This is a genomic window from Mycolicibacterium doricum, assembly GCF_010728155.1.
In the GTDB taxonomy this organism is placed as follows: Bacteria; Actinomycetota; Actinomycetes; order Mycobacteriales; family Mycobacteriaceae; genus Mycobacterium; species Mycobacterium doricum.
The window spans coordinates 2277309-2299649 of record NZ_AP022605.1 but is presented as its reverse complement, the minus strand read 5'-3'; the positions used below and the strand labels follow the sequence as shown (position 1 = coordinate 2299649).

Below are 22341 nucleotides of genomic sequence, written 5' to 3'. Positions count from 1 at the left end.
GCACCGATGGCGATTCAGACGCGGCCCACGCGGGTGACGGTCGAACCACGAGAATCCGGCCCTGCCCGAGCAAGCGACCACCGGCTCGCCTACATCGACCAGGCGGCCTACCTGCAGCAGCGGGCGACCGGAGTCGGCAAGCTGGCTCAGGCGGTGTGGGTGTACGAGCATCCCGTGGACCTCGCAGCCCTGCACAGCTTCCACGCCAATCTCGACCACAGCCTGCTCGGCAGACGCATCGAGCCGTCCATCCTCCCCTTCGGCCGGCATCGGTGGGTGAGCGCCAGGGCGGGTCGGCCCGCGATGTCCCGGCCGCGACCGCGCACGGCCCTCAGCGACTGGATCGACGAGCGGTCAGCGGTGCCGATCGACCCGGCGCTCGGTCCGAGCTGGCACCTCGGCGTCCTGCCGATGGACGACGGGTCGACGGCGATCACCCTGGTGGCCTCGCACTGCGTCACAGACGGCATCGGACTGCTGCGCTCGGTCGCCGACGCCGCCGAAGGTCGCACCCGCCACCTGCACTATGCCGCCCCTCGTTCACGTTCCGCGCTCGAGGCGCTGCGCTCCGACACCCGCCAGACGGTGCGCGACATGTCGGAGGTAGGCCGGACGCTTTCCGCGGCGGCGCGGTTGGCGTATCGGCGCCGCCACGACGTCGTGAAGAGCGGTGAGACGCACTCGGCCCTGACCGTCGCCGACCGCGGCGAGTCCGTGACCATCCCGGTGATCAACGCCTTCATCGACGCCGCGCACTGGGATTCGTGTGCGAAGAAACGCAACGGCACGACGTATTCGCTGCTGGCCGGTTTCACGGCTCGGCTGGCCGAACGCACGGGGCGCCACCGCCCCGACGACGGCGCGGTGTCGCTACTGATCGCGATCAGCGAGCGCACCACCGAGGACACCCGCGCGAATGCCGTTGCGTTGACCAATGCATGCGTCGATCCCGCGCGGGTCACCGTTGATCTCACGGACACCCGCACGGCGATCCGACACGCCATCAAGACGCTTCGTGAAGCGCCCGACGAGACGTTCGCCCTGCTGCCGCTCAACCCGTTCGTACCGAAGCGGGCCGTCAAGCGCGCGACCGACGTGATGTTCGGCGACCTGCCGGTGTCGTGCTCCAACCTCGGCGAACTCGACCCCGCGGTAGGGCGTCCCGACGGCACCGACGCCGAGTACTTCATGCTGCGCGGTGTCGACCAGAACCTCACGCGCGACCAGATCGAGCGGGCGCGTGGGCAATTGGTCGTGGCGAGTGTGCGCCTCGGCGACGTAATCTCACTGGGAATCGTGTCCTACCAAGCGGGCGGTACCAACACCAAACGCCGTCTGCGCGACCTCACGATGCTCACGCTGGCCGAGTTCGACCTCTACGGCGAGATGGTCTGATCATGCCGGCGCCCCTGACGCGCCGCATCTTCGAGAAGGTCGGCCGCGGTACCCACACTCGTGGCCGGTTTCGCCATCGCCACGGCGACCTCGCGCGCGCGCTCGGCGTACCGCGGGTCGAGAACCCTGCGCAGGGCCTGGCGAAGCGACTTGCGCGTGGTGGACGAGAACCGTTGGTAATCGCCCACACCGAGGCGTTTGACCCGCCAGCCCCAGATCGGCTGTTCGGCGCCCACCCACAGCACCAACGTCGGCACCCCGGCGCGGACACCGGCTGCCGTCGTCCCTGCGCCACCGTGGTGAACCACGGCGCGGCACAGCGGGAAGACCGCCGCGTGGTTGACGCTGCGGACGATCTTCACATGGTTGGCCTGCGGCAGCTCGTCGAGGTCCCACACCCCCGAGCAGATCAGCGCCCGCTCGCCCAGATCGGCACACGCCGCGTCGATCATCGCCAGCGCGTCGGCGGGAGACTTCACCGGCATACTGCCGAATCCGAAGTAGATCGGCGGCGTTCCGGCGGCGATCCACGAGACCACGTCGCCGTCGGCGGCGGTGTTCTTCTCGAGAGTGATTCCGCCCACCAGAGGTCGCCGCGGACCCCACTCCTGTGCGAGGCCGGGAAAGAAGACCTGGTCGTATGCCTGGATTTCCAGTGCGCCGCTGTCAATCATGCGCTGCACCGCGCGGGTGCCAGCCGGGGGAAGACCCAGCTCGCGTCGCTGCTCGTCCTCTGCGCCCTTGAGCACCCGCCAGTGTGCCCACTCGACAACGCCCCACACCCGGCCGGCCAGGGCCGAGGGTACGGGCACGGGCAGTACCTCGGTGCTCGGACGCACCGGGAAGTAGTGCAGCGCCGCCAGCGGGATCTGGTGCGCCTCAGCGATGTTGGCGGCGAGCTCCTGATACGTCGTCCCGGTCAGGATCAGGTCGGCGTCGTCGGCGAGCGTGTCGAGCGAGCGGCTCATCTCCGCCCAGCCCTCGACGACGTACTCGCGTGCTTCGCGCAGTACCGTCATCGGATTTCGCAGTCGGTACCACTCGCGGAAGACGTCCGCGTCGAGCTGCTGCTGCGAGTCGACCCCGTAGGAGACCGGAACGCCGAGTCCACATTCCTCGACGAAGGAAACGAGGTTGGGCGGCACGGCAGTACACACCTCGTGTCCGCGCCGGGCGAGTTCGAGCCCGACGGCGGCGCAGGGTTCGACATCGCCCCGTGTGCCGTGGACGGCGACCACGAATCTCACAGGCGCTCGCTTCCGGGCAGCGCGTGTGACGACGAGAAGTGCACACCCGATTACAACATGGATTTTTTCGGTCGGTGCTCGGCGATGAGACCGGCGACGTGCGCTGAGCGCGATTGCGTCAAGGGTTTTGGTCCAGTGAGCCGTGTAGCGTGAAAATCATGCTCGATCGCACCAAGCTCCGTGGTGCGTTTGCAGACGGGGGACTTCCGCTCCTCGGGCGGTTCATCGTCCGCCACCCCGTCCTCATCATTGTCGCCTGGGTGGCGACCGCCGTGACGCTCTTCCTGCTCATCCCGCCGCTGGCCGTCGTGTCGCAGAAGAACCCTCCGGAGTTCCTGCCGAAGGACGCGTCGGTCATGGTCGACAGCCGGGAGATGAGCGAGGCGTTCAAGGGGGCCGAGGAGACCAACACCAGCAATCTCAACGTCGTCATCCTCAGCAACCCCAACGGGTTGTCGCCCGAGGACGAGCAGACGTACAAGGAACTCGTCGAACGGCTAAAGGCCGACGAAGAACATGTGATCAGCACGCAGGATTTCGTGTCGACACCCCAACTCCGGGAGGTGATGACGAGCAAGGACGGCCAGGCCTGGAACCTTCCGGTGAGCCTCGTCGGCAGCATGGGCACGCCGAAGGGGCAGGCGGCGTACCGCGCCGCGGGCGAGATCGTCAAGGAGACGACCGCCGACACCTCGCTGCAGGCCAACATGGTGGGCGCGGCGGCGACGCTGGAGGACATCAACGCCATCGGTGCGCGCGACCAGCGGGTGATCGAGATCGCCACGATCGGAACGATTTTTACGATTCTGCTGATCGTCTACCGCAGCATCATCGGGATGCTGATCCCACTATTGACGATCGGTCTGGCGCTCGGCGTGGCCAACCAGGCGGTGGCCGGACTCGGCGAACTCGGACTCGGATTGGGACCGCAGACCATCGTCTTGATGACCGGCATGCTGATGGGGGCCGGTACCGACTTCTCGATCTTCTTCTTCAGTCGCTACCACGAACTCATCCGGGAAGGGATGGAGTCCGACGAGGCCATGGTGGGCGCCCTGGTGACGATCGGCAAGGTGGTCGCCGGGTCCGCGGCGACCACGGCCATCGCGTTCATCGGGCTGGCGTTCACCACCCTCGGCGTCTTCGCCACCGTGGGCCCGGCGCTGTCGGTGACGATCGCTATCGGGTTCCTGGCCTCGATCACGTTGCTGCCGTCGCTCATCGTGCTCGCCGGGCGGCGCGGCTGGGTCAAGCCCCGCAAGGATTTGACCGGTCGGTTTTGGCGCCGCTCAGGGATTCAGATCGTCCGCAGGCCGGTCGCCCATCTGGTCGGCAGCCTCGCCGTGCTGATCGTTCTGGCGGCGTGCGCCGGGTTCGTCAAGTTCAACTACGACGATCGCAAGGCGCTGCCCGCCGACTCGGAGAGCAACCTGGCTTACCAGGCGATGGACGACCACTTCCCGATCAGCACCACGATGCAGCAATTCGTCGTGGTCCAGGCGCCTGATCAGGATCTGCGATCGCCGCGTTCGCTCGCCGACATGGAGGAGATGGCGCAGCGGATCGCCGCGCTGCCCGACATTGACATGGTGCGCGGTATCACCCGGCCGACGGGGGAGGTGCTCGAACAGGCCAAGGCCACCTACCAGGCCGGTGAGGTGGGCGGGAAGCTCGACGAGGCGTCGACCCTCATCGTAGACAACGACACCAACCTCAACCAGCTCAGCGGTGGAGCCCACCAGCTCGCCGACGTCCTGGACCAGGTTCGCGACGGCGTCATCGGTGCGGCCGGCAGTGTGCGCGGGCTGGCCGGTGCGCTCGACGACATGTCGCGCAAGTACGGCGGCGCCAAGACGCTCGACGAGATCGACCGGACGGCTCGGCTGGTGACGAACATGCGTGATCTCGGTGATGCGATCGGTGTCGACGTCAACCGGATGACCGACATCTATGCGTGGGCCGATCCGGTGCTGCGCTCGTTGGACACCAGCCCGACCTGCGATGCGGACCCTGAGTGCGTCAGCTCGCGGGAAGACATGCGACGCATCGTCAGCACCCGGGAGAGCCTCTACCTGAACAGCATCTCCGACCTGGGCAGCGAACTGCAGAACACCGAGGGCTATCAGACCCTCGACGAAACGATCCAGGGGCTCAGCAAGAGCCTCAAGACCGCGACGGCCGCCGCGCGAGAACTCGGCCTCGACGAACCGAACGGCGTGCAGAACAAGATCCGCGAGGCCACTCAAGGGGCAAACACGCTGGCCGATTCCAGCCGCCAACTCGCCGAGGGTGTGCAGCTGCTGGTCGATCAGACCAAAAACATCGGTGGCGGTCTGGACCAGGCATCGGACTTCCTACTGGCGATGAAACGTGACGCGGCCGAACCCAACCAAGCGGGTTTCTACATCCCACCGCAGTTTCTCACCCAGCCGGAGTTCAAGAAGGCCGCGAATCTGTTCGTCTCGAAGGACGGGCACACCGCACGCTACCTGGTGCAGACTGCGCTGGATCCGTTCGGGACCGAGGCGATGGACCAGGTCGACGACATCGTCGGCGCCGCCGAGGGGGCGAGGCCCAACACCACGCTGGCCAACGCGGACATCTCGATGGTGGGCTTCTCGCCGGTACAGGCCAACCTGCGGGAGTACTACAACGGTGACATCCGGTTCATCATCATCTTCACACTTCTGGTGGTGTTCCTGGTCCTGGTCCTGCTGCTGCGGGCCATCGTCGCGCCGATCTACCTGGTCGCCTCCGTCGTGCTGTCCTATGTGTCCGCGATCGGGATCGGCGTGGTGTTCTTCCAGTTCATCCTCGGACAGGAATTGGCCTGGACGGTGCCGGGTATGGCGTTCTTGGTGCTGGTGGCCGTCGGCGCCGACTACAACCTGTTGCTTATTGCACGAATACGCGAGGAATCCCGCGACGGGATCCGCACCGGGATCATCCGCACCGTGGGCGCCACGGGCGGTGTGATCACCTCTGCCGGTTTGATTTTCGCAGCGTCGATGTTGTCGCTGACGGTGAGCAGCATCGGGACGGTCATCCAGCTCGGCTTCGTCATCGGCGTCGGGTTGCTGCTCGACACGTTCATCGTCCGAACCGTCACCGTGCCGGCCGCCGCTGTGCTGATCGGCAATGCGAACTGGTGGCCGTCCAAACCGAAGTACGAGGAGCGGGTGCGCCGGGGCGAGGCGGCCGACGCGGACACCGTCCCGCTGCTGCCACGCAGTCCGCGTGCACGGGTGCGTCAGCGTCTGGCCGAAGTCACCCAGGCGTACCGCGCGGTGCGGGACGATCGCCTGCCGGAGCAGGTGCCAAAGGCGACGACGGCTCGCATCGATGTCTGACATCCGGCTTCGAGTGCACATGACACGTCTAGGAACAGATTCGAGGGGGGGGGCTATCACATGACGGTGAGCGTCATCGGATATTCCTGCGGGAGGGCAAGACGATCGAGGACACCCTGCAGCCCGACCGATTGGTGTTCGGAGTGACCTCCGAGGCCGCTGAGAAGACGCTGCGCGAGGTGTACGCCGCTCTCCTCGACGCCGGTACACCGCATCTCACCACATACCTCCCGACCGCCGAGATGGTCAAGGTGGCGGCGAATTCGTTTTTCGCCACCAAGATCTCGTTCATCAACGCGATGGCCGAGATGTGTGAAGCCGTCGATGCCGACGTGGTCACCCTCAGCGAGGTGCTGGGATACGACAGTCGGATCGGGCGCAGGTCCCTCAACGCGGGGCTCGGCTTCGGCGGTGGCTGTCTTCCCAAGGATATCCAAGCGTTCAGTGCCCGAGCCGGCGAGGTGGGCGCCTCGGCAGCGCTGACCTTCCTTCACGATGTCTACAAGATCAACATCCACCGACGAGAGAAGGCGGTGTCGTGGCCGGGGCGCTGATCGGCGGGGATTTCCTCGGCAAGAACATCACCGTGCTCGGAGCGGCGTTCAAACCCGACAGCGACGACGTGCGGGACTCACCTGCCCTCAACGTCGCGGCCGCCATGCATCTCAAGGGCTCCTATGTCCGCATGCACGACCCCAAGGCGATTTCCAACGCCAGATTTGGGTTCCCCACGCTCACCTACTGTGACGACGTTCAGGAGGCGTGCAGGAACGCCGACTTGATCGTGTTGGCCACCGAGTGGGATGAATACCGCAATCTGGACCCGGTCGCGCTCCGATCGACCGTACGGACACCGACCCTGTTGGACACCCGCAACGCGCTCGACGCCGAACTCTGGACGAGCGCCGGCTGGCGGGTCTACGGCCTGGGCCGCGGGCATCTCAATGTCTGACGGTGCTGCCTTGACTGATTTCGTCGAGCGGATCCGCGACCGGCTGATGAACGACCTGAGGCCCGTCTTCGCCGGAGTACCCGAGTGGGATCTGGTCGATTTCCCGCATCACTTCAACTGCGGCGATCACGTGATCTGGCTTGGATGTCTCAAGATCGCCGAGGAGTTCGGCATCAGGGTGTGCTCGACCACGTCGTCACATACCTACCGAGCTGACAAGCTGAAAGCGACTGGGCCGATTGTGATTAACGGTGGGGGCAATCTGGGCGGCCTCTACCCGCACCATGACGACCTCAGACTTCGAATCCTGACCGACTTCCGCAACCGGCCGATCGTGCAGATGCCACAGTCAATTGAGTTGACGAACGCAGACGCCTTGGGAAAGTTGAAGCGGGCGGTCGCACTGCACGGCGACTTCACACTCCTCGTGCGCGACCACCGGTCCCTCGTGATTGCCCGCCGGGAATTCGACTGCCGGACCGAACTCGTTCCCGACGCAGCGTTCGCTCTCGGGAACCTCGAACGGAGACCACCTCGCGAAGAGGTTGTGTTGCATGCGCGACAAGATGACGAAGCCGCCGGTGAACAGATTTCAGGGCACCCGACCGTTGACTGGAACAAAGCCGGAATCCTCAGTCTCCGCAATCTCGGGAGAAGTGCTGTCTCCGTGGCCGACAAGCTGTCGTCTCCTGTGCTGACTTCAGCCGTGGCGAACCGCTTCGCGCAACAGAATCTTGACTGCGCCATCCGCACATTATCGAGAGGACGTTTCCTCGTAACCGATCGACTGCACGGCCACGTCATCGCCACACTCTGCGGAATCGAGCACATCGTGGTGAACGATCGATACGGCAAGGTCCAAGCGCTCTGGGAAGCCTGGACTAAGAACGCGCCCATGGCGACCTTCGTCCCGACGTGGATCACCGCCGAAACTGCCTTGGCGGAACGCATCAGCCGCCGATACGTGTTCTGAGCGCGGCCACCATGAGCATTCGGGACCATGAGTTATCGTCACAGCCCGTGGGGGATTCGGTCGATGTCAGCGTGGTCATCCCCGTGCGCAACGGCGGCCCGTTCCTCAGCCGGCAGATCGAGGCGTTGCTCGCCCAGGAATCGGACGCGACCTTCGAGGTGGTCGTCGCCGACAACGGATCGACAGATGACACGGCGCAAGTCGCACAGAGGCTTGCGGAGCGCGATCCACGGGTGCGTGTGGTGGACGCCTCCCGAGGCGTAGGCGTCAACGTGGCGCGCAACGTGGGCGCTGGAGCCGCGAAAGGTCGGGTCATCCTGTTGACCGACGCCGACGACGTCGTGCATCCCGGATGGGTCGACGCCTACTGGCGGGCATTCCAGAACGGTGCTCACACAGCCGGCGGCTCACTGCACCGCAAACTCGAGGACGGCACGGTGCTGGCCACAGAATCGCAGCTGTACTCATCGCGGATGACCGGTTGTGCCTACGCGAATGGCACGAACTGCGGGTTCACCCGGGCGGCGTTCGATGCGGTGGGCGGCTTCGACGAAAACTTGATGGGCGGCGCCGACGAGATCGACTTTTTCACCCGCACGTCCCGCAACGGGCATCGGATGACGCTGGTGGCCGATGCCGTCGTCGACAAGCGTCAGCACACCGACCTGTCGGCGGCCTTCCACCAGCACTTCAACTTCGGCCGCGGCGAGATCCTTCTCGCCACCAGGTTCAAGCCGTCGATGGTGTCGCTGCCCATGGCAGCTGTTGCGGCCGTGCATGCCCTACTGTGGTTCACCGCCTGGACCACCGTGGGCCGGCTGCGGCGGTGGCGGCGTCCGACGGTGATGCGGGTGGCCTTCGCACTCGGCATGCTGGTTGAAGAGGTGAAGATGCTGTCGCGTTGAGCCTTTCATGCGCTTGGCGCGCTCCGGTTGAACTGTCCTTCAAGGAGGTTGATCGATGGCTGAGCCGACGATCGAGGTCATCATCCCGGTGCGTGACATGGCTGACCACCTGCCGAAGTTACTCCGGCCGTTGCTCGCCCAAACAGCAGACGGCGATTGGATCACTGTCGTCGACGACGCATCTGGCGACGACACCGCAGCGGTGGCGCGCTCGCTCGGGGCCGGTGTGGTGGCGTTGAAGGACAGTCGTGGCCCCTACTATGCGCGTCAAGTCGCGGCAAGCAGATCGACCGCTGACATCCTGTTGTTCACCGACGCCCGGTGCCGGCCCCTTCCCGGCCTACTCGAGGCGCATCGCACGCTTCAGCGTCAGCCGGGAGTCGCCTTGTCATGCACCAACGTTCGTACGTTGTCCGGGCCCACGCTCGCTGCGAAACTGGCCGCCGGCATGCAACCGTTCATGCTTCCGCGCGGCGGCGGGGCGATGAAGGCGACCATCGGCATGGTGCCACCTCGGCCCGACTACTATCCGACCGCCAATCTCGGGATGGACAGGGTTGCCTTCGCCACGGTGGGCGGGTTCAGATCGATGCGCGGCGGCGGCGACACCGACATCTGTTGGCGCATCCAGGAGCAGTCACTGGGCACGATCGCCACCGACACCCGTGTACTGATGGAGTGGGAGCCGCGGAACTCGATGCGGGACCTGGCAAGCCAATGGAAGCGTTACGGGCACAGCAACGCCTACATGCGCTGGGTGCACCGCAATGACGACGACGCCAGCCTGGGCGACGCCTCACCACGGCGGCATTCGCCGATGGAGGCCTGGGCGACGCTGCGAGCCGAACTACGGCGACCGCCGGCCGAACTGGCAGCCACGGCCCTGGTCGGTGTGGCATTCCAGTACGGCTACTTCTCGGCGAAGTTGAACAGTTCGCAGTTCGAGATGCCGGCGTACTTCGACGTGGCTCCCGATCTGGACTCCGCCTGAGAGACCCGGGCGCGGGGCGAGGCCGGCGCACGTCGATCACGGCGTGGACGGATCAGCAGAACCACCGTGGTCCGCGGCGGATCCGCCGGTGCCGGCGCCCTTTTGCGCCACCGGGTCACGGCCGTCATCGCGACGCCCAAGGGGCCGCGACACGTCGCCGTCGCGTCGGCGAAACACAGTTCGTGCTTCGGAGGGCCAGCGACTTCCCCCGCTCAGCATCAGCGACCATGTGCCGACGCAGGGCACTACCGCGAGCTAAAACAGCAGGGAATACCCAACTTTCCCGTGGCCGGCCGTCGTGCCCGGTCGAACTACCTCACGACCGGTCTCCAGATCGCAGCTCACCCATCCGCGCGCGAGGGTGCCACCACGACACGAAGGCCCCATAGGCGGTGACGGCGTGACTGAACGTCATGTTCATCACCAGATGCACGCCCAGGTGAAAGACTGTTGTCGCGATGGCCAGCGTGGTACGAAAGGCGCGCCACCACGGCAGTGCGAGCAGGATGGCCAATTCGAATGCGACGGTCAACCAGTCGGCGAGTTCCCACGCGGGCCGGTAGTCGTGCGCAGCGACCCACCCGCCAACCAGTTCGTTCTGTCCTGCGTCAGGAAGCCGAGCACGGAATATCCGCGTGCGGCTTGGCTGCCGAACGAGAGCCACCCCGTCAGGAGCTTCGTCAGCGCGGCGGTGAAGAAACCCCACCCGATCAGGAGGCCCAGTAGGCGTAACGGCCATTGCTGTAGTTGCGAGGGTTGCCGCTTCTCAACGCGTCGATCGGGAAGCGGTCGCCCCAGTTGGCGAAGGCAAGCACCAGGGGAACCAGCCGAGCAGAATGGTGTGGTCGACCTTGCTCAAGCTGTAGGTGATGCCATACGTGGTGATGAGCATCGCCGAACGGTGTACGACGGTTCATACTCGATCGCGGATTCATCAGCCGCCTCGTAGGTCGCCTTCTGCCATACGATGTCGAGCCACGAAACGGCTTCACCGGGGAAGCGATCGCCGATCCGCGACTTCAGCCACGCCACCGCCTCTGGGGCGGACGTGAAATTCTCGTTCTTGTACGCGTTCCACACGAACGTGACAGTGAAAACTATCCGTATCGTGCGTTTACTGGTGTGCCTCATCGATGCCCTGATTCGTGGATGGTGGCCGTCGCCAACCGCGGGACAAAGCGACCGTACAACCCGCGGACGTCCCCACGGGCGCAACCAAAGATATGCAACTCAGCTTCCGGAGCCTCTCAGCTGTCCACCTTGCCGCCCTCGACCGCGCTCCGATATCCCCGGACGGTGAGCGGTACGAACACGGCCGCGATGACGGTGGCCCACAACGCCGTCAGCAGCATCGGGCGTGTCACGTCGCCTCCAGCGGCCAGCGCACGCATGGTCGCGGCGGGCGCTGCGAGGGGCTGTAATTCCGCCAGCGGCCGCAGGACAGCCGGAACTCTTTCAGGGGGCGCGAGCGTCCCGAACGCCAAACCCACAGAGATCGTCTGGACCCACGTCAGAATGATCCGGCCCTGTGGCCGCAGAGCGAGGGTGATCACCACCATCGCGAAGACGACCACCACGATGACCGGGATCAGCAGATATCCGAGCAGCTCCGGCCAGCCCCCGGAGAACCGGAAGCCCATCACATATCCGGCCACGACGACGACCGCCGATGCCACGAACGTGCGCAGGGCTTCGGCAAGCAGCGCACCGGTCAACGGTGCCGTCCGGTGCACCGGCATGATCCACATGCGGGTGAGCAGACCGCTGTCGCGGTCCCAGGGCACCATGAGGCCGGCGCCGACAGCGCCCGCCATGGCCCCGGCCAGCGTGCACACCGGGATCAGCTCGTTCAACCCGCTACTACCGGTGATGCGAACCATCGACTTGCCCACCAGCGCGCCGTAGATGACCAGCAACAAGGTTGGAAACAGCAAGGCCTGCAGCGGCACCATCGGGTAGCGACGCCACTGGATGAAAAGCCGGCTGGCGAAGACCCAACTCTCGGTCAGCAGCGAGTGCTGGTGTTCCGACGTGGAGGTCACGGTGTCCGTCCCTGCACCCGGACGGCGATCGTGCCCAACACCACCAGCAGACCGATGCACCATGCCACGCTGACCCCGAGGGTGCCCGGCTCGACCTGACCGATGGTGAAACCGCGCATCGCCTCGGTGATCTGTGAGACCGGCTGGTAGAGCACGAAGCCCTGGAGCCACGAGGGGAACGCGTCGAGCGGCGCCAGCCCGGTCGACAACAGGACGAGAAGCAGTTGGGGGACCAGAAGCAGTTGGCTGGCCACCTCGGTCCGGGCGGCCTTCGTGCCGGTCGCGTCCGCACCGAGCGACAACCCCAAGGTCAGCGTCAACGCCATCAAGACGAACGCGGCACCGTAGCCGTACCCGGTGGTGAAGCGGAATCCGAAACAGTACGCGGCCAGAACCGACGCCAACACCGCCAGCCCGCCGCGGATCAGGCAGTAAACCATCCTCGCCGTCAACATCGCATAAGGCGAGATCGGCAATGTGCGCATCCGCGTGCTCAGGCCGCTGATCGCGTCCCACGCTGCCCGATCGGTTGTGGTCAGCGCACCGAACAACATCGCCTGAACGACCACCGCCGGCAACACGTATTGCGTGTAGCTCATCTGGCCGGTTGTGATGACATCGCGCAGCAGGAGCGTCAGGCCCGCCAACACGAAGATCGGCATGAGCACCGCGAACACCAGATCCACTCGACCGCGCAGCAGTGTGCGGCGCGTCAGGAGCGCGATTGCCGTCACTTCAACGACGCCGGGGTGGTCAGATGGAGGAACACCTCATCGAGTGACGGTCGGCGAAGTGAGATGTCGAGCAACTCGATGTCCAGGTCACTGAGCCGTCTGAACACTTCGGAGAGGGTCGCCACGCCGTGCGCCGCGGGTACGGAGACACTGCTGGTGCCGGAATCGACCTCCACCTCGGCGAAGTCGGCCAGCGCCGCGGCGATGCGGGGCACCTCCTCAGGACTTCTCGCGGTCATCTGGCAATAGCTGACACCGGTTTGCTGCTTGAGTTCATCGGCGGTGCCGCTGGCGACGATCCTCCCGGCATTTAGGATCACCACCGAATCGCTGAGGATGTCGGCCTCTTCGAGGTACTGCGTCGTCAGCAGCACGGTGATGTCCTGGGCCGCCATCGATGAGACCAGGTTCCAGACGTCGCGTCGGCTGCGGGGATCGAGGCCGGTCGTCGGCTCATCGAGGAAGAGGACCTTCGGCGGGACCACGAGCGACACCGCGATGTCGATTCGGCGACGCATACCGCCGGAGTAGGTGTTGACTCGTCGGTCGGCTGCATCCGCCATGTCGAATTGGTCGACCAGCTCATCGGCGCGGGCCCGGGCGTCTGAGCGGCGTAGACCCCGCAGCCGTCCGAACAGGATGAGGTTCTCGCGCCCGGTGAGCCGGGAATCCAAGGCAGCGTCCTGTCCGGTGACGCCGATTCGACGACGCACCTCCGCCGGTGCCTGCGACACGTCGTAACCAGCGACGATCGCCTGACCCGAACTCGGCCGCAGCAATGTCGACAGGATTCTGACCGTCGTCGTCTTACCGGCGCCGTTGTGCCCTAACAGCGCGCAAACCGACCCCGTCGGGACGGAGAAGCTGACATCACGCAGAGCCGGAACACCCCCGCCGAACGTCTTCGCGACGTTGATGACCTCGATCACGGGAGCTCCCCATACGGGAAGTGGACCGGTTGGTGTGTGGCTGTCATGCGTCGAGGCGGGTGAAGGCGCCCTCGCGGTAGAGCTCGGCGCAGGAGGCGCGGCGCACCTTGCCGCTGGTGGTGATCGGGATCGAGCCGCGGGGGACGAGTACCAGGTCGGCGGCGCTGATCCCGTGGGCGGTGGAGACCGCGCTGGTCACCCTGTTCTTTAGGTCTGCGAAGTTCGCGGCGGCGTCCTCCTCGGTGTCCCCGCGCTTCTTGACCTCCACGATGGCGACCAGTTGTTCGGTCCGGTCCTGTTCGACGGAGATGGCGGCGACCCGGCCGCCGGAGATCTCCTGGATCGTGCCTTCGATGTCGTCGGGATAGTGGTTGCGGCCGCGCACGATCAGCAGGTCCTTGAGCCGTCCCATGATGAACAACTCACCTTCGGAGATGAAGCCCAGGTCACCGGTACGCAGCCACGGCCCCGGGTCGGTACCCGACGACGGGGACTCGAGGAATGCGTTGAAGACGTCCTCGGTCTGTTCGGGTTTCCGCCAGTACCCGAGGCACACGTTCTCCCCGCGCACCCAGATCTCGCCGATCGCGCCGGCTGACAACTCGTTCCTGGTCTGCGGGTCGACGATCCGGACCGCGGGTGAGTTGGGGCTGCCGTAACTCACCAGCGGGGTGCCGGTCGCGCTCGCGCAACGCTTAGCATGCCCGGCCGACAGCTTCTCGGGTTCGAAATGCACGATCGTCGGCGGCTTTTCGGGGGCATCCGTCGCCACGTAGAGCGTCGCCTCGGCCAGCCCGTAGGCTGGGCGCAGCACCTCCTCGGGCAGGTTGAACTTGCCGAAACGCTGCGCGAAACGCTTCAGGGTCGCGTCGTGCACCCGCTCGCTGCCGCTGATGATGATGCAGGTGTTGCCGAGGTCGTACCCGGCCATGTCGTCGTCGGAGGTCTTGCCCACGGCGAGTTCGAAGGCGAAGTTCGGACCCGCGGTGATGGCGAGCGGGCTGCTGGCCACCATCTGCATCCACCGCCCCGGTCGGGCCAGGAACGACAGCGGGGTGGTGAACACCGTCGGCCAGCCGGCGAGGATAGGGGCGAATACCCCGAGCAGCAGCCCCATGTCGTGATAAAAGGGCAGCCACGTCACCGCCGTGGTTCCGGGCGGAGCGATCCCGCCGTAGTGGGCCAGGAACGAGGCCATGATCTGCTCGAAGTTGGCCGACAGATTGCGGTAGGACACCATCACGCCCGCCGGGGTGCGCGTGGAGCCCGAGGTGTACTGCAGGTAGGCGGTCTGCGGTCGGTCCACCGGGCGCGCCGCCGACTTCGGCCGGCTCTCGAGGTCGAGCAGGTCGACCTCGATCAGCGTCGCCGCGGTCTCGCCGTTCTCCGGCGTCACATACTCGGTGACCATTGCGCCGATCGAGGACGTGGTGAGCACGACGGTGGGGGCGGCGTCGCGCAACACCGCGCTGATCCGCTCGTCGTGCACGCCGGGCATGGGTGTGGACAGCGGCACCGCGATAAGCCCCGCCTGCAACGAGCCAAGGAACGCGACCAGGTAGTCGAGTCCCTGCGGTGCGACGATCACGGCCCGGTCACCGGGCTGCGCGCGTTCGCTGAGGTCATGCGCGAGGTTCACCGTGCGGCGGTACAGTTGCGCCCACGTGAGCGACTCGCGGACGCCTTCGACGGTCTTCTCGTAATCGATAAACGTGAATGCCGTGTCGTTGGGCTGCAGACTTGCGCGTTCCCGCAGCACGGTGGGAAGTGAAGACGCAGTCATAGCGGGGACCTTCATCCTTGCCGTAGCGAACAATCCTTTCGAGCATAAGGCACCCAATGCCCAAAACGCGCATTCGCCGACGACGGCGAAATGCGCCGAGCGTGTTCCTGATGAGCTGACCGGCTTGGCCTGCCTACCTTCGGAAATGCCCGGATCTGATTGCTGGCGTCGTCGCCATCAAGGACGTGCGCCGGTGAACCACCTGGTCTTGACCCGCCATGAGTGTGCGGAGGCGAGAGCAAAGCCGGCGCCGCACAGGCAGGCGAAGATCCACACCAGGGTTCCGCCCTCGACCGCCAGCAGCCACGGCACGTAGGCGGTGGCGATGCGGATCGCGCAGGCGATGATGCCGCTCGCCGACGCCACCAAGTAGATGTCCGCGATGCGCCGCGACCTCGGATCCTTGCGCAGGACGAGCATGGCGTGGTCGTCCTGGAGGCGGTCCAGCGCGTTGTAGACGACCGCTGAGGCGGCCACGATGTAGAGGTCGTGGGCGATGTAGTCCTCGAGGTTCGACTTGCCGGTGAGTTCGCGAAGCAGGTGTCCGAGGGTTTCGGAGGCAAGCGGCGACATCAGCACCACAGCGCCAAGCTGCAACGCGATGTTGAGGGTGGCGGCAACCTCCCAGCGAGAATTCCACGTGATTCGGCGGATCCACAGACTCCACGCCATAGCGCAAACCGTGGTGGCAATGAGTAACGCGAGTGTCATCGGGAGTCGCTCTCGTGCCGAAAGGCCGTCAGCAAATGGTACGGACTACAGCGGTGGAGCGCCGGGACGCGGCGCCAATTCCGACAGTTTTGGCCTGCGTCGTGTCGTCGGCGCAGCTTCGGCAACCGTGGTCACGGTGAACGGGGCCGACTCGACGTAGTGTCACACTTCCTGACGGGTCATCAGGCCGAACCTGATTTGAAGGTCCGGATAGCTCAGCGCGAACCGGTCGGCGACGCGTCGTAGCTCCTCAGCGTCGGGATAGTTGTAGCTCCTCAGCGTCGGGATAGTTTACTCTTTGATCCGGCGGTAATACGTACTGCTGGAGAAGCCCAGAGCGTCGTAGACTGCTTTGGCGTCCACGTCGCCGTCGAGCAAATGGTCGAGCAACGCTTTGAGCTGTCTGCCGTTCTCGTCGGTGCGTGGCATTCGTCCACGATAGATGCCGTTCCGGAAAACCCAGTGGCAACCGCCCCTTGCATTCCCATACCTATATTGACACGTACCTATATTATTGACACGTACCTATATTGACACGGCTGTCACCTGTCGGCAGTGGTCTCCCAATCCTGGGACACACCGCGTAGCGTGTCCCTCATGGTTGCTCCCCGCCTGGCTAAACGGCGCGGGTTCGCGACGGACGTCGCGGTATCTGCCCTGCGGATGCGGGTCACCGACCGTGACGCACCCCTCGGCTCGCATCCCGGCAACCCGGTTCACCTGTCGGCGCCGCTCGACACGGTGCTGACCCTCGAACTGGACGGGGCCGCGTTCGCGCTCGGGGTGGCGGCCGACGAACTGCTGCTCGCTGCGTTGGGGCGCGCCCTCGCGCGCACCATGGGCGAGGGTGTCGGCGCCGTCGACGTCGTCGGGGACGGCCGCTCGGTGCCTGCACTGGTCGATCTGCACTGCGTCGGTGAGGCGGAACTCGACGCCACCGAGATGGTGCTCATGGCGCATCATGCGCTGACCGATGTGTCGACCGGCCGCCTTGCCGGCTTCATCGGTGGCCACGCGCCCACCGCCGACGTGTTCTTCAACTACGTCGGCACCACGCCGGCCCGCGGCACCGAGCCACCGCTACTCGGACACGCACTGGAGATCCGCGCCTATCGTGACCGTGGGGTGATGCAGGTGGATTGGTGGTTCGACAGCCAGCGGTTCGACGGCGCCACCGTCCAGGAACTGGCCGAACAGTTCCCGCTGGCGCTCATCGCGCTGACCTCCGAAGCGACGCCGTGGGCGTAACCGCTAGAATGGCTGTTCAGCGGCACTGATCCGGCCATCACCGGGGAGCCTCCGGAAGAACCGTCACCTCGTAGGTGGCCCACTAGACCCGGACGGGTTGGCCCGTCACAGCCTCGAATCAAGCGGCGCACACCGTAGTGCGCAAGCGGGGTGGTACCGCGGCGCTCACGCATCGGCGTGACGTCGTCCCCGTGCCGGATCGTTTCAGGCTTCCGAGGCCGGAGGCCGCAATTTGGCACAGGAGACAACGCGAGTGACCGCCTACCCCAAACCGGCCAGTGGAGCGCCGAACTTCCCCGAACTGGAAGCCGACGTCCTGCGTTACTGGGACAGCGACGACACCTTCCGTGCCAGCATCGCGCGGCGCGACGAGGCGCCCGAGTACGTTTTCTACGACGGGCCTCCGTTCGCCAACGGGCTGCCGCACTACGGACACCTGCTGACCGGGTACGTCAAGGACATCATCCCGCGCTACCGCACCATGCGCGGCTACAAGGTGGAACGCCGCTTCGGCTGGGACACCCACGGCCTGCCCGCCGAACTCGAGGTGCAGCGCCAGCTCGGCATCACCGACAAGGCCGACATCGACGCCATGGGCATCGAGAAGTTCAACGACGCCTGCCGCGCCTCGGTGCTCAGATACACCGACGAGTGGCGCACCTACGTCACCCGCCAGGCGCGCTGGGTCGACTTCGACAACGACTACAAGACGCTGGATCTCGGCTTCATGGAGTCGGTGATCTGGGCGTTCAAGCAACTGTGGGACAAGGGCCTGGCGTACCAGGGTGTGCGGGTGTTGCCGTACTGCTGGAACGACGAGACGCCGCTGTCGAGCCACGAGCTGAGGATGGACGACGACGTCTACCAGAGCAGACAGGACCCCGCGATCACCGTCGGCTTCCGGGTGGTCGACGGCCCGCTGGCCGGATCGCACTTGCTGGTGTGGACGACGACACCGTGGACGCTGCCGTCGAATCAGGCGGTCGCGGTCAACCCGGACGTGACCTACGTACAGGTCTGCGCCGGGGAGGGGCGCCGCTATGTCCTGGCTGAGGCCCGGTTGGCCGCCTACGCCCGCGAACTCGGCGAGCAACCCCAGGTGCTGGCCACCGTCACGGGCAGCGAACTGCTCGGCACCCGCTACCTGCCGCCGTTCCCGTACTTCACCGACGAGCCCGAGGCGCACAACGCCTGGCAGGTGCTGCGCGGCGACTTCGTCACCACCGAGGACGGCACCGGCATCGTCCACATGGCACCGGCGTACGGCGAGGACGACAAGGCGACCACCGACACCGTCGGCATCACCCCGGTCACCCCGGTCGATCCCAAGGGCAGGTTCGACGCAAGCGTGCCGGACTACCGGGGGCAGCACGTCTTCGACGCCAACCCACAGATCATCCGCGACCTGAAGAACGGGACCGGATCCGCCGGGGCGAACGGTGCCGTCCTGGTTCGGCACGAGACCTACGAGCACTCCTACCCGCACTGCTGGCGCTGCCGCAATCCGCTGATCTACCGGGCCGTGTCGTCGTGGTTCGTCAAGGTCACCGACTTCCGCGACCGCATGGTGGAACTCAACCAGGAGATCACCTGGTATCCCCAACACGTCAAGGACGGTCAGTTCGGCAAGTGGCTGCAGGGCGCCCGGGACTGGTCGATCTCGCGAAACAGGTACTGGGGCACGCCGATCCCGGTGTGGACGTCAGACAATCCGCAATACCCGCGGATCGACGTCTACGGCAGCCTCGACGAACTCGAACGGGATTTCGGGGTGCGGCCGACCAACCTGCACCGGCCGTTCATCGACGAGTTGACCCGGCCCAACCCCGATGACCCCACCGGGCGCTCGACGATGCGCCGCATCGAGGACGTGCTCGACGTGTGGTTCGACTCCGGGTCGATGCCCTACGCGCAGGTGCACTATCCGTTCGAAAACCGGGACTGGTTCGACGGCCGGGAGGGGCAGGACCCGCATTTCCCCGGTGACTTCATCGTCGAGTACATCGGCCAGACCCGCGGCTGGTTCTACACCCTGCACGTGCTGGCGACCGCGCTGTTCGACCGACCGGCTTTCAAAACCTGTGTGGCGCATGGCATCGTGCTCGGTAACGACGGCCAGAAGATGAGCAAGTCGCTGCGCAACTATCCCGACGTCACCGAGGTGTTCGACCGTGACGGCTCGGATGCGATGCGCTGGTTCCTGATGGCCTCGCCGATCCTGCGCGGCGGCAACCTGGTGGTCACCGAACAGGGCATCCGTGAGGGTGTGCGGCAGGTGCTGCTGCCGTTGTGGAACGCGTACACCTTCCTGGCGTTGTATGCGCCACAGAAGGGAACCTGGCGCACGGACTCCACCCATGTGCTCGACCGGTACATCGTCGCGAAGCTGGCGCACCTGCGTGACGACCTCACCGAGTCACTGGATGTCTGCGACATCTCGGGTGCATGCGAAGAACTGCGGCAGTTCACCGAGGCGCTGACCAACTGGTATGTGCGGCGCTCGCGTTCGCGGTTCTGGGAGGAGGATGCGGACGCGATCGACACGTTGCACACCGTGCTCGAGGTGACCGGACGACTGGCCGCGCCGCTGCTGCCGTTGATCACCGAGGTGATCTGGCGCGGGGTCACCGGTGAGCGTTCGGTGCACCTGACCGACTGGCCGTCGGCTGACGAACTGCCGAAGGACGCGGCGTTGGTCGCCGCGATGGACCAGGTCCGCTCGGTGTGCTCGACTGCGTCGTCGCTGCGCAAAGCCAAGAAGCTGCGGGTCCGGCTACCGCTGCCGAAACTGATTGTCGCCGTCGATGACCCATCTCAGCTGGCGCCCTTCGCCGATCTGATCGCCGACGAGTTGAACGTCAAGGCGGTCGAGCTGACCGACGACATCGACACCTACGGCCGCTTCGAGCTCACGGTGAACGCCCGCGTCGCCGGTCCACGCCTGGGTAAGGACGTGCAGGCGGCGATCAAGGCGGTCAAGGCAGGGGAGGGTGTGGTCAACGCTGACGGCACGCTGACCGCCGGCCCCGCGGTGCTCCAGCCCGGTGAGTACACCTCCCGGCTGGTGGCCGCCGACGCCGACTTCACCGCGGCGCTGCCCGACGGCGCCGGTCTGGTGGTGCTCGACGGCACCGTGACACCGGAGCTCGAAGCGGAGGGCTGGGCCAAGGACCGCATCCGCGAACTGCAGGAACTGCGCAAGTCGAGCGGTCTCGAGGTCTCGGACCGGATCAGCGTGGTGATGTCGGTGCCACCGGCGCACGAGGAGTGGGCGCGCACTCACCGTGACCTGATCGCCGGAGAAATCCTGGCGACTGCGTTCGAATTCGGCGAGCCCACCGACGGCGCGGAGATCGGCGACGGGGTGCGGGTGGCGATCACGAAGGCCTGACGGTCAGCCGCGCGTGACGCGCGCGGACTCCTCGCCCAGCGTCACGGTGTCACCTGGATGCAGTTGCCGTCCCCGGCGAACCTCTATGTCGCCGTTTACGGTGACATGCCCGTCGGCGATCGCCGATTTGGCGTCCGCCCCGCTGTCGATCAGCGAGGCAAGTTTGAGGAACTGCCCGAGACGGATCGTCTCGTCACCGATCGGAACCTCGCGCGCCGCCATGGAGGTCAGGCTAACAACGCCCTAGCATCGGCAGATGTGGACGCGCGCTGGGTCCTGCACCTGGACATGGACGCGTTCTTCGCGTCGGTCGAGCAGTTGACCCGGCCCACCCTGCGGGGCCGGCCGGTGCTGGTCGGCGGTCTCGGCGGACGCGGTGTGGTGGCCGGCGCCAGTTACGAGGCCAGGGTGCACGGCGCGCATTCGGCGATGCCGATGCACCAGGCCCGCCGCCTGGTCGGCGCCTCTGCGGTGGTGCTGCCGCCGCGGGGCGTGGTGTACGGCGTAGCGAGTCGCCGCGTGTTCGACACCGTGCGGACGGTTGTCCCGGTGCTCGAGCAGCTGTCGTTCGACGAGGCGTTCGGCGAACCGCAGGAGTTGGCCGGCGCGTCGGCGGCCGACGTGGAGATGTTCTGCGAGCGGTTGCGCGCGCGGGTACTGCACGAGACCGGGCTGGTAGCCTCGGTCGGCGCAGGCTCGGGTAAGCAGATCGCCAAGATCGCCTCCGGGCTGGCCAAACCGGACGGCATCCGGGTGGTTCCCCGCGGCGACGAGCGTCATCTGCTCGGCGGATTGGCGGTGCGTAAGTTGTGGGGGATCGGGCCCGTCGCCGAGGACAGACTGCACCGCCTCGGCATCGAGACCATCGGTCAGCTCGCGGCGCTCTCGGAGGCCGAGGTCGCCGACATCCTCGGTGCCACGGTAGGTCCGGCCCTGCACCGCCTCGCCCGCGGCATCGACGACCGGCCCGTCGCCGAACGGAGCGAGGCCAAGCAGATCAGCGCCGAATCCACCTTCCCGCAGGACCTCGTCACCCTGGATCAGGTCCGCGAGGCGGTCGGACCGATCGCCGAACACGCCCACCGGCGGCTGGAGAAGGACGGGCGCGGGGCCCGCACCGTCACCGTGAAGTTGAAGAAGTGGGACATGAGCACGCTGACCCGGTCGGCCACCCTGCCGTCGGCGACCACCGACGCGGCGACGTTGAGCGCCACTGCCCGCCGCCTGCTGATCGACCCCGTGGAGATCGGCCCGATCCGCCTTGTCGGCGTGGGCTTTTCGGGCCTGTCGGAGGTTCGTCAGGAGTCGCTGTTCCCGGGCCTCGAACTCGTGGAGGACGAACCCGCCGCCCGTCCGGCGGTGCCGCTGTCGGTGAGCCAGGCGGCCGCCGTGCCGCCGGCGTGGCGGGTCGGCGACGACGTCGCGCATCCGGAACTGGGGCACGGCTGGATCCAGGGAGCCGGCCACGGCGTCATGACCATCCGGTTCGAGACGCGCAGCACCGGGCGCGGGTTGGCCCGCACGTTCCCCGAGCACGTGCCGGATGTCGTGCGGGCGAATCCGGTGGACAGCCTCGACTGGCCGGAGTACGTCCGGCGCTTGGATGACTACCAGAGGCTGCCATAGGGGCGGAAACGGTGACACCGCGGCCGCTCGGCGGCTCCGCGACCTGCTCGTGTGCGCAGATCCA

Annotated in this window: 17 protein-coding genes and 2 pseudogenes; 9 read left to right on the top strand and 10 right to left on the bottom strand. The window is 66.1% G+C overall.

Annotation, left to right across the window (positions count from 1 at the left end; genetic code table 11):
• Positions 1-6 precede the first annotated feature (6 nt).
• Positions 7-1395 (top strand): hypothetical protein, encoded by a 1389-nt coding sequence (locus G6N07_RS11275; protein ID WP_085187691.1) that lies wholly within the window; start codon positions 7-9, stop codon positions 1393-1395.
• Here the strand turns inward: G6N07_RS11275 and G6N07_RS11270 are convergent.
• Positions 1377-2642 carry a glycosyltransferase gene (locus G6N07_RS11270; protein WP_085187694.1) on the bottom strand — a complete coding sequence of 422 codons (1266 nt, stop codon included), beginning with the start codon at positions 2640-2642 and terminating at the stop codon, positions 1377-1379. The genes G6N07_RS11275 and G6N07_RS11270 overlap by 19 nt on opposite strands.
• A gap of 158 nt (positions 2643-2800) precedes the next feature.
• Between G6N07_RS11270 and G6N07_RS11265 the strand changes: the two genes are divergently transcribed.
• The 5 genes and pseudogenes from G6N07_RS11265 to G6N07_RS11245 all read left to right on the top strand — a co-directional run bounded on the left by G6N07_RS11265 (position 2801) and on the right by G6N07_RS11245 (position 9813).
• Positions 2801-5992 carry an MMPL/RND family transporter gene (locus G6N07_RS11265; protein ID WP_085187937.1) on the top strand — a complete coding sequence of 1064 codons (3192 nt, stop codon included), beginning with the start codon at positions 2801-2803 and terminating at the stop codon, positions 5990-5992.
• Between the two features lie 83 nt (positions 5993-6075).
• A pseudogene (locus G6N07_RS11260) lies at positions 6076-6944 on the top strand (UDP-glucose dehydrogenase family protein); the annotation flags it as partial.
• A 10-nt stretch (positions 6945-6954) separates the two neighbouring features.
• Positions 6955-7917: a polysaccharide pyruvyl transferase family protein gene (locus G6N07_RS11255; RefSeq protein WP_085187940.1), complete on the top strand. Its 963-nt coding sequence runs from the start codon at positions 6955-6957 to the stop codon at positions 7915-7917.
• A gap of 47 nt (positions 7918-7964) precedes the next feature.
• Positions 7965-8822, top strand: a complete 858-nt coding sequence (locus G6N07_RS11250) for a glycosyltransferase family 2 protein (RefSeq protein ID WP_235849506.1) — start codon at positions 7965-7967, stop codon at positions 8820-8822.
• 55 nt (positions 8823-8877) lie between these two features.
• Positions 8878-9813: a glycosyltransferase family 2 protein gene (locus G6N07_RS11245; RefSeq protein WP_085187700.1), complete on the top strand. Its 936-nt coding sequence runs from the start codon at positions 8878-8880 to the stop codon at positions 9811-9813.
• 316 nt (positions 9814-10129) lie between these two features.
• On the opposite strand, the gene G6N07_RS20365 is transcribed toward G6N07_RS11245, so the two are convergent.
• The 8 genes and pseudogenes from G6N07_RS20365 to G6N07_RS11205 form a co-directional block, all read right to left on the bottom strand.
• Positions 10130-10477 (bottom strand): hypothetical protein, encoded by a 348-nt coding sequence (locus G6N07_RS20365; RefSeq protein ID WP_235849507.1) that lies wholly within the window; start codon positions 10475-10477, stop codon positions 10130-10132.
• Positions 10478-10668: 191 nt separating this feature from the next.
• A complete protein-coding gene (locus G6N07_RS11235) occupies positions 10669-10893 on the bottom strand; it encodes a hypothetical protein (protein WP_235849508.1) in 225 nt (74 codons plus the stop codon).
• A 167-nt stretch (positions 10894-11060) separates the two neighbouring features.
• Positions 11061-11855, bottom strand: a complete 795-nt coding sequence (locus tag G6N07_RS11230; protein WP_085187703.1) for an ABC transporter permease — start codon at positions 11853-11855, stop codon at positions 11061-11063.
• Positions 11852-12589: an ABC transporter permease gene (locus G6N07_RS11225; RefSeq protein ID WP_085187706.1), complete on the bottom strand. Its 738-nt coding sequence runs from the start codon at positions 12587-12589 to the stop codon at positions 11852-11854. Before G6N07_RS11225 ends, G6N07_RS11230 begins: the two co-directional genes overlap by 4 nt.
• Positions 12586-13518 (bottom strand): efflux ABC transporter ATPase subunit, DrrA-related, encoded by a 933-nt coding sequence (locus tag G6N07_RS11220; protein ID WP_085187709.1) that lies wholly within the window; start codon positions 13516-13518, stop codon positions 12586-12588. The genes G6N07_RS11225 and G6N07_RS11220 overlap by 4 nt, the downstream gene beginning before the upstream one ends.
• A 43-nt stretch (positions 13519-13561) precedes the next feature.
• Positions 13562-15301, bottom strand: a complete 1740-nt coding sequence (locus tag G6N07_RS11215) for an AMP-binding protein (RefSeq protein WP_085187713.1) — start codon at positions 15299-15301, stop codon at positions 13562-13564.
• 177 nt (positions 15302-15478) lie between these two features.
• Positions 15479-16012: a hypothetical protein gene (locus G6N07_RS11210; protein ID WP_085187715.1), complete on the bottom strand. Its 534-nt coding sequence runs from the start codon at positions 16010-16012 to the stop codon at positions 15479-15481.
• A 45-nt stretch (positions 16013-16057) separates the two neighbouring features.
• Positions 16058-16441, bottom strand: a pseudogene (locus G6N07_RS11205) (XRE family transcriptional regulator).
• Positions 16442-16609: 168 nt separating this feature from the next.
• Between G6N07_RS11205 and G6N07_RS11200 the strand changes: the two are divergent.
• Positions 16610-17260, top strand: coding sequence for a hypothetical protein (locus G6N07_RS11200; RefSeq protein ID WP_085187943.1), 651 nt, complete (start codon positions 16610-16612; stop codon positions 17258-17260).
• Between the two features lie 253 nt (positions 17261-17513).
• Positions 17514-20651, top strand: a complete 3138-nt coding sequence (gene ileS / locus G6N07_RS11195; RefSeq protein ID WP_085187718.1) for an isoleucine--tRNA ligase — start codon at positions 17514-17516, stop codon at positions 20649-20651.
• A gap of 3 nt (positions 20652-20654) precedes the next feature.
• Here the strand turns inward: ileS and G6N07_RS11190 are convergent, their stop codons facing one another.
• Positions 20655-20873, bottom strand: a complete 219-nt coding sequence (locus G6N07_RS11190; RefSeq protein ID WP_085187721.1) for an RNA-binding S4 domain-containing protein — start codon at positions 20871-20873, stop codon at positions 20655-20657.
• Between the two features lie 36 nt (positions 20874-20909).
• Here G6N07_RS11190 and G6N07_RS11185 point away from each other — a divergent pair, with 36 nt between their 5' ends.
• The gene (locus G6N07_RS11185) at positions 20910-22277 is read left to right on the top strand and encodes a DNA polymerase IV (protein WP_085187723.1); all 1368 of its coding nucleotides are present in this window, start codon (positions 20910-20912) and stop codon (positions 22275-22277) included.
• Positions 22278-22341 lie beyond the last annotated feature (64 nt).